General features: G+C 40.5%; 7 protein-coding genes and 2 pseudogenes. All 9 read right to left on the bottom strand.

Annotation, left to right across the window (positions count from 1 at the left end; all coding sequences use genetic code 11):
- Positions 1-232: 232 nt before the first annotated feature.
- Positions 233-637 (bottom strand): GNAT family N-acetyltransferase, encoded by a 405-nt coding sequence (locus tag HMPREF3112_RS07545; protein ID WP_070439022.1) that lies wholly within the window; start codon positions 635-637, stop codon positions 233-235.
- A 1-nt stretch (position 638) separates the two neighbouring features.
- Positions 639-1,349: a class I SAM-dependent methyltransferase gene (locus HMPREF3112_RS07540; RefSeq protein ID WP_014634312.1), complete on the bottom strand. Its 711-nt coding sequence runs from the start codon at positions 1,347-1,349 to the stop codon at positions 639-641.
- 11 nt (positions 1,350-1,360) lie between these two features.
- Positions 1,361-2,128: an SDR family NAD(P)-dependent oxidoreductase gene (locus HMPREF3112_RS07535; protein ID WP_070439019.1), complete on the bottom strand. Its 768-nt coding sequence runs from the start codon at positions 2,126-2,128 to the stop codon at positions 1,361-1,363.
- A complete protein-coding gene (gene rnz / locus HMPREF3112_RS07530) occupies positions 2,128-3,057 on the bottom strand; it encodes a ribonuclease Z (RefSeq protein WP_070439016.1) in 930 nt (309 codons plus the stop codon). The genes HMPREF3112_RS07535 and rnz overlap by 1 nt, the downstream gene beginning before the upstream one ends.
- A 31-nt stretch (positions 3,058-3,088) precedes the next feature.
- Entirely contained in the window at positions 3,089-3,730 is a 642-nt protein-coding gene (locus HMPREF3112_RS07525; RefSeq protein ID WP_070439014.1) for a cystathionine beta-lyase, read from the bottom strand.
- Positions 3,723-4,961 carry a GTPase HflX gene (gene hflX / locus HMPREF3112_RS07520; protein WP_070439012.1) on the bottom strand — a complete coding sequence of 413 codons (1,239 nt, stop codon included), beginning with the start codon at positions 4,959-4,961 and terminating at the stop codon, positions 3,723-3,725. Before hflX ends, HMPREF3112_RS07525 begins: the two co-directional genes overlap by 8 nt.
- 377 nt (positions 4,962-5,338) lie before the next feature.
- Positions 5,339-6,508 (bottom strand): annotated as a pseudogene (locus HMPREF3112_RS07515) (FtsW/RodA/SpoVE family cell cycle protein); the annotation flags it as partial.
- A gap of 142 nt (positions 6,509-6,650) precedes the next feature.
- A complete protein-coding gene (locus HMPREF3112_RS07510; RefSeq protein WP_070439006.1) occupies positions 6,651-11,450 on the bottom strand; it encodes a glycoside hydrolase family 70 protein in 4,800 nt (1,599 codons plus the stop codon).
- Positions 11,451-11,658: 208 nt separating this feature from the next.
- Positions 11,659-11,797: pseudogene (locus tag HMPREF3112_RS11295) on the bottom strand (IS256 family transposase); the annotation flags it as partial.
- Positions 11,798-11,999 lie beyond the last annotated feature (202 nt).

The following is an 11,999-nucleotide window of genomic DNA, read 5'->3' as shown; positions in this document are numbered from 1 at the left end:
TTTCCTAAAAAGAGAATGGAAAACATCGTAAGTTGCTTAGACTTGCGGTACATTTCCAATCAAGCCCTGCTTTTCTAGACAAAATAAAAGACTGAGTATTGCTCCTTATTTGACTTATGTTTTCTCAGATATTCCTTTCTTCTCTTCCTTTTATATAACTCAATTCTACTATCACTTTCAAGCAACATAAGGAAAAGCAAGAAAAAGATTCCCTATTTGGAAATCCTTTACATCAATATTTATAAATCATCCCTGTACAAGCTTGCTCTGAAAGTTCGACAAAGCCCAGAGATTGGTAAAAGGCTAGATTTTTCTCGCTACGATCAGTTGCAAGGAGCTTTTGATAGACATTGGGGAAAGTCCCTAAATCCTCTTCTAAGAGTTTCGTTCCGATGCCTTGGCGTTGGTGATCTGGTCGCACCAAGAGGTCCTGTACAAAAATGACAGAGTGGCCATCTCCTACCAAGCGAATGTAGGCTACTAACTCTTCCTCATCATAGACTGCCAACTGCCAGAGACTGGCTTTGACAGCTTCTTCTAGCATAGCTGGGTTGTTGGTATAATTGGTCCAACCGACTGAACTGTACAGTGCGAGTAGGTCTGTCATCTCTGGAATCTCTTGTTTGTACTCTAACATCTTAACTCCTTTTTAATCTATAGTGCTGGAAGAAGGCGATATCCCGATAAGGGGACTCTTGGCAGACCGCCAGCTCCATCTTGAGCATAGACTCTCGCCATCCCTCTTGGTCTTTGAAGCGATTATCCTGCAAGGCATAAAAGACACGGATTCCTTGGTAGTCTTTATTTTCAAGAGCTAGATTTTCTATTACTGCATCTAGATCATAGGCTTGAGCCAAACCCATGGAGTGGGTTTCCAGATCTTGGCCTGCTAGTAAATCGAGGGCCTTCTGAGTATCATTTTCAAAGACGACGGTCTGTAGGACTCGGCCGACTTCATTGTGCTTGACGATAGAGAGCAGGCCTCCTGGTTTCAAGAGGCGGATGAATGCCTTGAGAACAGCCTTGCGATTCTCTACATACTCTAAGACATTGTGGCAGAGAATGACATCAAAGCTAGCATCCTCAAAGCTTTCTAACTGATCCAGACTCCCGACTAGTTGCTGATATGGGTAATCCTGGGTCCGCAAGGCTACCATTTCTTCATTGGGTTCTATAGCTAGAACTTGATTTTCTTGAGCCAAGTGGTTGGCCACAAGGCCAAAGCCACTGCCAAAATCAAGAACTCGCTTACCCTTGATATCCTGTAATTGGTCAAAAAGAATATCATAATAGATTTGACCCCAGGGTTGCTTGAGATTCTCTAAATACGCTTGGATATTTGCGGCCATCTAGTATCCTCCTATTTGTAGTTAAACACATTGGTAGCTAGTTTGTCCGAGATGCGTGGAAATAGCGTATATCCTTTGTGGGCAACTGATAAGAGTCGTGGTAGATTGACTTCACGTTTGTTTTTACCCAGAATACGGACAATCTTTTTAGCCACGTATTTAGGACTAAGGACAAACTTCTTAACACTTTCAAGATAGGCTCCAGAGGGATCAGCTTGATCAAAGAAGCTTGTCTCAATTGGACCAGGATTGACTGTAGTCACATAGACTCCTTTATCAGCTAGCTCCAGACGCAGGGCATCTGAGAAGCCAATTACCGCAAACTTTGTCGCTGCATAGACACTTGAGTTGGCTGTCGCAATTTTCCCCGCCATACTGGCGATGTTGATGATATGGCCATGGCCTTGCTCCACCATTTTCTCAGCCATCAGACGTGAAAAGGTCATCGTTGCAAAAGTATTGATATCAAACATATCACGTACTTCTTGGCTAGTGTAATGATCATAAGACTTGAATTCACCGAAACCAGCATTATTGATAAAGGCATCAATACGTCCAAATCGTTGATAGAGATAATCGACCATTTCTTTAATGGCACTGTCGTCTCTAAGGTCAATGGCAAGGCAAGTTTTATTTTCAACATGGCGATAACATTTCTCAAGTTTATCCTTGTCTCTTCCTAAGAGGATAATGCCATCACTGGGTGAGAGCTGATTGACAATTTCTTGTGCAAGACCTCCTGAGGCACCAGTAATAGCGATAATACGTTGTTTAGCCATTAAATCTCTACCTCTTCCAAGTCACGAACGATGTGGGTGTTTTCGAAAATTGTTTTAGCATCTGCTGCCATCTTACCGATATCACGCCCCAAGAAACGAGCTGATACGTGATTTAGAAGAAGGCGTTTAGCTGACGCATCCTTAGCAACCTGTGCTGCTTGCATGTTGGTTGAGTGACCATGACTCTTGGCAATTTTTTCGTCGCCCTTACCATAAGTAGACTCGTGGACCAGGACATCCGCCCCCAATCCAAGACGAACACTGGCATTGGTCTTACGGGTGTCACCTAAGATAGTGATAACCTTACCTTTCTTAGGTGCGGAAATAAAGTCCTTGGCAATGATTTTAGTTCCATCTTCAAGGACCACATCTTGCCCATTCTTAATTTGACCAAAAAGAGGACCAAATGGCACACCTGCTGCTTTAAGGGCCACAGCATCCAAGGTTCCTTCGAGATCCTTTTGAACCACACGGTAACCAATACAAAAAATGGTATGATCCAACTTATCTGCATAAACAGCGAACTTGTCATTTTCCATAACCAAGCCTAGCTTATGCTCATCAATTTCCTTAAAATGCACATGGTAAGGGAGGCGTGTTCCAGAGGTACGAAGACTGGTCATGACATATTGTTTAATACCGACTGGACCATAAACTTCAAGGTCAGTTTGTTCTTCACTCGATTGGAAGGAACGACTAGCCAAGAAACCAGGTAGGCCAAAGATATGGTCTCCATGCATATGTGTGATAAAGATTTTTTTAACTTTACGAGGTTTGATTGTTGTTTCTAAAATCTGACGTTGGGTACCTTCTCCACAGTCAAACATCCAGACCTCATTGATTTCATCGAGTAACTTTAGAACCAGACTCGACACGTTACGGGCCTTGGAGGGCTGCCCGGCACCCGTCCCTAAAAATTGTAATTCCATGACTTCCTATACTTTCTATCTATCGTTCTTCTTATTTCTGGACAATATAAGCCAGGCATTCACGCTGAGCAAAGCCATAATAAACGGTTTGCCCTTTATATTGAGACAAAAGTTCCACTAATTCATCTTGATTGAAGCTAGCCAACTTAATGACATTCCCCTTCAACTTAGTTACACGACTAAGTAACTGGGTCTCAGGTGTTAATTCTTCCAATACTTCTTCGTCAAAATCAACCTTGGTCATCTTAATTTGAGTGCCTTCAAGATAAACCTTATACTGCGGAAAAACTTGAGCAAGCTCAAACAAAATACTGGCCGTTGGAACCTCTAAATGCTCGGCAAAGACTAAAGCCACCTCATCAGCATTTTCATAGCAAAATCCATAGGATTTTCCTGACAAATTGAGGCGAATAAATGGCTTGCGCTCATCAAAAGATGGTGCAGGGTTAAAGAGGTTCAACTCTTTTGAAAGGTCTAAGTAGTAATCCGTCGCTGCTTCAGGAGATTGTTTTTGGTAAATCTCTGCAAAATAAGCATTAATCACGCTTGGTGGTGGCGTAATGAAAGCCAATTTTTGACTGTCCGAAAGGTCTGACAAGGTATTTTCCAAATAGACCTTATCTAAACTTGTAAAACCACCATATTTTAAAGCTAAATCCATATAATCAGTCATAAAATTCTTCCAATTTCCATTTATTTTTCGGTGAAATATAACCTGTAATTTCTTCCACTTCTGTCTCAAATGAGTAGCTATCTAGCAAGGCTAATTGACTCAACTGATAAAGTTTATACGCTTGATCCTGATGAACCTTAATACTAAAAGGTTCAAAAATCTGTTGAATTTCGTCAATCAAGAGTCTTCTGAGAGCCTCACGACTTCCCTTGTCACGTGCTGAGAGACGAACATTAGGAAAGACTGTTGCTACTAGATTATCAGCAACATCCATCTTATTGTAGATTGCTAGACGAGGGATATCAGTCATGTCTAAGTCTTTGAGAATGTCTAAGACCACCTTTTCATGCTCTTCGTGATTAGGATCACTCGCATCAATAACATGCAAAAGAAGGTCCACATTACGACTTTCTTCAAGAGTTGACTTAAAGGCAGCAACCAATTCTGTTGGCAAGTCCTGGATAAAACCAACCGTATCTGTCAAGGTCACTTGAAACTGATCCTTTAAGTAAATTTTCTTAGTCGTTGCATCCAAGGTCGCGAAAAGTTCATTAGCCTCATATTGCTTATCATTCGTCATAAGGTTCATGATTGTTGATTTCCCAGCGTTGGTATAACCAATCAAACCAATTTTAAAGGTACTTGAATCAACACGCTTTTCGCGAATGGTTTCTCGGTTCTTCTCAACAACCTTTAACTGGCGTTCAATATCAGCAATCTGGTTACGAATCGAACGACGATTAAGCTCCAACTGACTTTCACCAGGTCCACGGCTACCAATGCCACCTGCTTGACGGCTGAGCATAATCCCCTGACCAGCCAAACGGGGCAACATGTATTTAAGTTGAGCTAGGTGAACCTGAAGTTTCCCTTCATGGCTTCTAGCTCTCATGGCAAAGATATCCAAAATTAATTGCATACGATCAATAACTTTTACGCCAAATGCTGCTTCAAGATTGGTATTTTGACGAGGTGTTAAACGGTTATTGACAATGACCGTAGTAATCTCATCCGCATCCACCATGGCCTTGATTTCTTCTAATTTTCCTGAACCTACGAAAGACTTACTATCATAGCGTTCACGTTTTTGGGTATAGCTAGCTACAACCTCTGCTCCTGCAGTTTTGGCAAGACTGGCAAGTTCCTCCATTGACATGTCAAAATGCTCTGTTTCTTGCAATTCAACACCTACTAAAATAGCACGTTCTTGCTGTTTGGCTGTCTCTATCATAGCAAACCCCTTTTCAAAATAGTCAACTTTTATTATACCACAGGCAGGGGCAAAGAAAAGGTCACAGACCTTAATTTTTTTCAAAGAAAAACAAGTTGGATTAACCAACTTGCTTCTTCTTAATGTTTACGTGTCGGTTTCTTTTTCGAACCCTTACGACGTTTGCCTTGATGAATGCTTGGCGTATTTTGAGAAATGGTTTGACGCATTTTCTCAGTGGCCTTATCAACCTTATCTTTAGCCTTGCCCAATTCTTGAGTGGCCATAGTAACACTCTTCGAAGGCTTGTTTTTCTTAGACTTACTCTTAGAAATAGGTTTCACTTGACTAGTTCCAGACGTACGCATACGGCGAGACATAGCCAAGAGAATTTTATTTTCCTCGTTGAGGTTAGTCTGATAAGCCATTGAAAGCACCAAACCAACACCAATCAAGTTAGAGATGAGCGATGATCCCCCTTGAGAAATAAAGGGCAAAGGAATACCTGTCAAAGGAAGAATCCCAACTGCTGCCCCAATATTTTCAAAAATATGGAAGACAATCATCATGATAAAGCCTGTCGAAATAAAGGTATAGAAACGGTTGTTAGATTTGAACGTCACTCGCAGCATGCGGTAAATGAGGAAGAGATAGGTTAGAAGAACCAATCCACCACCTACCAAACCAAAATCTTCCGCAATGACTGTGAAAATCATATCACTCTCACGAACCGGTACGTTTAACTCCAGATGATTAAAGCCTTTACCATAGATTCCTCCGGTACCAATCGAAATCATACCTTGTGTCTGTTGAAAGGCGATACCGTCTGCATAAGTGAAGGGATCCAACCAAGCTGAGATACGGTTAATCTGGTAGGTTTGCACCCCCATCTTAAGCATGGCTTCCTTACCCCAATCTGTGATAAATACCATTACAAACAAGGCTAAACCTGCAGCGAAGGCTAAAACAACTGGTAAGATAATACGCCAGGATATCCCCGAAACCACTACGATACCAGCTAAAATAGCCAGAAAGACTAAGGCAGTCCCCATATCTCCTTGAAGAACCAGTAAACCTAACACAGGGAGTGTGACTGCAACATATTGGAAGAGCAATAACCAGTCATCCTGAAGGTTGGTCACTTCCTTACCTTGCTTAGCCCAAACACCTATTCTCGATAGAAAAAGGATGTAGGATATCTTCATAAATTCAGATGGTTGGAAAAGAGTAACTGATCCAATACTTACCCAGTTTTTCGCTCCCGTCGAGGCTACCAAAGCAGGGGAATAGAAAACGAGAGGTAGAACCATAAGCCCCAGACCGAAAATATAGAGCCAGGGGGTTACCTTCCAAAGAAACTCTGTATTAAACAACATGACAACAAAAGCAAGTACTGAACCTAGAAAAATCCATAGTACTTGCTGAGACATGACTTGCACAAGATTCTTTGGGTAATCAAAATTTGTCGCGATAAATATCGAAACCAGGCCAACCAGTAGCAATATGAGAACTGGCAGGAGAATCGAGTAATCTATCCGACTTTCAATAGTATTTTTTGACTTAGCCATGTGTACTCCAAAATAAAGATTTAGCAAGAGTTATTATACCACTTTTTTGGCCAGACAAATGACCTGAATGTATAAAAAAGAGACAATTTTTTTAACGAAAAAAGCAACCACAAAAGTGATTGACTTCTTTCATTCATTAATCTTAATTTGACACGTAGCCTTTTCCTTGAGCGTTGAAGTATACCCATTGCCCTGAAGGAATTTTAACCCAACGATTAATAGCCTTTTCCCCTGTATGAACATCATAGTAAGAGATTGAGCCATCAGGATTCGCAGCTGTTGCACCTTTCACTTGCTTACCAGTTTGGTCAAAGTAAAGGTTTTGGCCGTTGATCGTCTGTTCGCCAACAACAAGTTCACCTTTGGCATCAGCATAATACCAGTTGTTGTCTCCAGTAGTGAAGAAGGTTGATACTAACTTATTACCAGTAGCTCCATGGTAGTATGAACGGCTGCCATTCGCATTTGTTGCAAAGTCACCTTTAACCTGTTTACCATCAGTAGCAAAGAAGAGTTTTTGACCGTTAATCACTTGAGCTCCTGTAACGACATTTCCCTTATCATCAGCATAATACCATCTATCATGACCGGTAGTGAAGAAGGTTGATACCAATTTATCACCAGTATTCCAATGGTAGAATGAACGACTACCGTCAGTGTTCATTACGAAGCCACCCTTAACTTGACGACCATTTGCATCAAAGTAGAGATGTTGACCATTAATAATCTGAGCACCTGTGACATTACGTCCATGTGAATCTGCATAGAACCAGTTGTTGTCCCCTGTAGTATAGAAGCCTGGTGTATGTGCCTTAGTCACAACACCCTTAGCATCGATATTAAAGGTTTGACCATTAACTACTAGTGATGTATCCACAAGTTTCACACCTGTAATGGCATCGTAGTATGAAGTCGTTCCATCAGGATTGTTCACGAACTCACCTTTAACTTGTTTACCTGACTCATCAAAGTAGAGCTCGTCACCATTGATGGTTTGCGCACCACGAAGAACATCACCTTCGTTATTTGCATAGTATGTAGCATCACCAACTTGGAAGAAGCGGTTCTTAACTTGAACACCTTTTTCATTGAAGTAAAGGTTTTGTTTGCCTACCTTAGTAAATCCAGTGGCAACATAGCCCTTATCATTAGCGTAGTACCAGTTACCATCTTGTTCAAAGAAGCCTGAGTACTTACGTTCACCTGAATCGCCACAGAAGAACATCAAATGTCCATCTTTTGTATGAATGAAGATACCTTTAGCTTGGTAACCATTGTCATAGAAGTATTTTTCCTTACCTTCTACTTCAGTCAAACCAGTAGCCATGATGCCACCCTTGAAGAAGTATTGGTAGAATTTCTCTTCCTTACCACTGTCATCTTTAACGGTAACTTCTTTCCAACCAGTTTGAGTCGTCAATTTACCTGACTTACCATAAACCAATGATTGACCTTTGGCATTTTTAATAACACCATCAGTAAACATAACACCATTTGGCAAGAAGAAATAGTTTGAACCGTCGATAGCTTGTTCACCAGTTACAAGGTAACCCTTATCGTTAAAGTAGTACTGTTTGCCATTATATGTCACAAATTGACTCTTAGCTTGAGTACCAGATGTTGTGTAATAAGTTACCCCTGTACCATCATAAGCAAATCCAGTTTTAGCTTTTGTATCACCAGTCAAGGCTGCTGGAAGGAAGGTACCCTTATCGTTAACGGTGAAGTACAATTTACCATCGCTGAGAACGTAGTCAGAACCATGTTTTTGGATATTTGTACCGTTAAAGTACTTAGCTTCCCATTGTTTAATCTTCACAGATGGATCAATTGTCTTACCTGACGCTTCCATAACTTCTTTGAAGATTTCTGGATATAGTTTTTGAAGTTTGTCGAGGAAGGCACCACCATACTGTGCTTGGAAATCATTTCCTGATGACTTGGTATTTGTCACATAGAGTTTATTAACCAAGCTAGTATCATCAAGCACCTTACCATGCGTATCTGTACGAGTAGCTGTCACTACTTCTTTACCTGGGAGAGTATACAATTGGTCTGGAACCCAGTCAGCAATGACTTGAATTCCTTGTTTGTGAAGAGCCTTGAGGGCATCACGAAGGTCTTCTTTTGAACCGTATTTATTGTTTTTGCTCATGGCAAAGTCATAACGGTCTGTAAAGGCATAACCATTTTCAATAATAGAATCAAGGAAAGTGCCATCCTTAGATGAGACATATTGAGGTGCAATTTCAAATGACGTAATACCCCATGACTTGAAGAGGTCTGCATTAGCTGCAATCAATTTATTCGTGTATTGACTATCTTCTTTAACAAAGTCTTGGAAGTTTGAGAAGCCTTCGTAAATCACTTGTGCTTCAAGGGCTGCAGAAGAGCTATAAACCTTATCCCCTTCTTTGTAGGCTTTTGTTGATGGTTTAGCAAGAACGTTTTGATCGTCAGTCGCACCTACTGGTACCCAAACTGAAAGGTAACCACTCATATCAACAGTCTTAAAGCCTTTAATTTCATCAGCTGTGAAGACAAGATTTCCTTGTGCATCTGTATATTTAACAACCTTAGTATCTGAATCATTCAATGATGACACGATACCTTTATCCGTACCAAGCAAGAGTGGACGGTAGGCTTGGTTCTTGTGGGCTGCACCCATATTTACAGTAATAGTTTCACCATCTGCTAATTTCAAATCTGGATTATTAGCAATAAGGGTCAACATACCAGAATTGCGACCGTATTTTCCACCTTCTGTATCTGTCTTAGACATCAAATCTTGGCCATAACGGACAGAAACCAAAACTTCTTTATTGTCTTTAGCAGATGATACTCCATCTCCAGCAAGGTTGTGGATATAAGATGTTTGTCCACCAGCTACATACTTAGGACGTGCTTTAAGAAGAGTTGTGATTTGATCAAAGTATGGTGATTTCTTAGCCATGTACTGACCATTATCAGTATACAAGTCTCCGTAGTATACACGTGTTGCCGCACCCATTGTTTGAAGCATCAAAGCATAGGCAGCTGGAATATTTGAATGCGTATATTCCTTATCAACTTTCAACATATCAGCATTATAAATATCGAAAGCTTGTTTCAATTGATCTAATGTGAAAGTGAAACCATCTGTTGTAGGATCAATTTTTTTGCTGATAATGTCTGCGATAACTGTTTGAACTTCAGAGTCGTGTGCACGAACAAAGAGGTAGGTTGCAAAACCAAGTTGATCATATGATGTGACTTCTGCACGGTTTGAGAGACCGAAATAACCACCATTAATAAGGTCTTTCATTGATGCATTACGTGCACCAGTCCCCTTATTAGTTACTGGACGAGTCAATCCATGAACAATAGACAAACGAAGACCATTGTCCATAGAAAGGGCAGCCGTGTTATGTTCGTCTACATAATATGGGTCATTTTGAGACCAAGCTTCAAGAATTGAGATATTGGCAAGGGCACGTGCTTCAGACTCATTGACCTTGTAAGCAGCCTTCATGTATGAAGACACCAATTGAAGCATATCAACGCTAACATTATCCACAGCATCTACACGGATACCATCAAAGTGAGCATCTTTGTCCTTGTCACCAAAGACGATTTGTCCCCAGTTCATGAAGTAATACAATTGGTTAAGCATTTCAGCTTGCACAATTGGGTTTGAGTTGTCGATATCGCTTGAAAGCAAGAACTCATAACCAGCATCACTACCACTCTTGATCTTGTCTTTTGCCAAACGGCTTGTCGCTGTTTGATCAAGTTTACGGTAGTCTGAGTTAGCCCACTTCGTTAAATCACTATTAACAAAGAGGAGAGCTCCTTTTTGGAAGTGTTCTTTACCTGGAGATTCAGAGTTAATATTCCATTTATCTTGGTCTTTAACAAAGGCCTCGATTGACTGACGCAACCAGTCTGTTGACTTATTAGCAGCAATCTTAACTTCAATCTTACGTTGGATGATTTGAGCAGCGGCATTCAAACTAGCTTGAGAATTTTCAATCGTAAAGACATCTTTTGTTTCTTCACCGTTGCTAAGAGCCTTAGTCATGTAGTTCAAGTAAGCTACTTGAGTATCCTTATCAGGCCACCAAGACATCAAAAGTGGACGGAAATCTTTTTCAGTTGACGCTTTCCAAGTTGTACCAGCTTCAAGGATTTCTTTTGGACGGTACCAACTATCTGCTGTCAAATAACCATCAACAAGTTCAAAGCTTGCTTTTGTTGAATCATAGGCAGCATTATTTTTTGTAAAATCAGTAACAAGATTTGTTGTTTCTTGTGTGAATGAATAAGTTGATGTGCTTGAAAGGGCACCATTTTCATCAAAATAAAGGACCTGACCATTTACAGTAATGGCAAAGTTTTTCTTATGTGATCCATCTTCTAAAAGATAGTAATATTTACCATCTTTTTCTTTTTTAATATTATCGAGTGAGACTGCAGCTTTAATTTCAGCTTCAGAAAGCTCTTTAGACTTGTCAGCCGTTGGAGCGGCTACTCCAGCATTTGCAGCTACTTCAGATGTTGTAGCTGTTTCTGGTTTAGCGGCTACTTCTGGCTTAGCAGTCGTTTCAGGTTTGGCTTCAACCTCTACTGCTGCAGCTCTATCACTAGTTGCTCCTGAATTTGGTTGAACTGTCGTTTCAGCTGGTTTATCAGCAGTAACTGCTGCTCGGTCTGTTGTTGTGGCATTTGAAGTATTTGCCACCTCTGTTGTTGTGCCTACCTCTTTTTCAACCACAGGATTTGTATTTTCCCCGACTGTAGTTGTTGAAGGTGATCCATTAGTATTATTTATTTCTTCTGCCGAAACAAGTGAAGACGTGGTAACACTAGCACCAACAATGGTAGCCAAGGCTACTGAAGCAACCGCTAAAGTAACCCATTGCTTCTTCACTTTGTGCAGTTTATAGCGTACTTTATTTTCCATATTCAATTTTTCCCCAATATATTTTTTGTCTAAAAATCTACACCTTAAAGACTCATTCATTATATCATTTTTTAGCGCCAAAAAAACTTGATAAATCTTATTTTAACGAGTTTTTTACTATCTTAATGAAAGATTAAATAATTGTCATGTAATCGAATTGGATACTGTCAATAATTTTGTGTAAACACTCAAGTAGAGTTGAAGAATGTTAATCAAATAAGCTTTCAAGTGTGTCAGCACATTGGCCAAACCCTTTGTGGATACGTTGACTTTGCTTGAAATTATAATTTTCAAACAAAGTAACTAAATAACGTTCCAGAGCCTCCTCGTTAGGAGAGTGGGACAGAAATCGGTAATTCGTTAGAAGTCGATTTCGTCGTCACACCTCCGCACAGTTGAGTAGGGCAGTAAAAGCTGATGAAATCAGCGTAGTAGAGCCCACTCAACCACTGCGTCTTGCTCGACAATCCAAAGACAATTAAGAGGCTAGGACTATTGTCCCAGCCTCGTTTGACGTTTGATTTCTTTGTTAAGAGACTCAATGAGGTT

The organism is Streptococcus sp. HMSC10E12 (genome assembly GCF_001807855.1).
Lineage (GTDB): Bacteria > Bacillota > Bacilli > Lactobacillales > Streptococcaceae > Streptococcus > Streptococcus salivarius.
The sequence above is the reverse complement of the archived record's forward strand: the minus strand, read 5'-3'. Positions and strand labels throughout refer to the sequence as shown.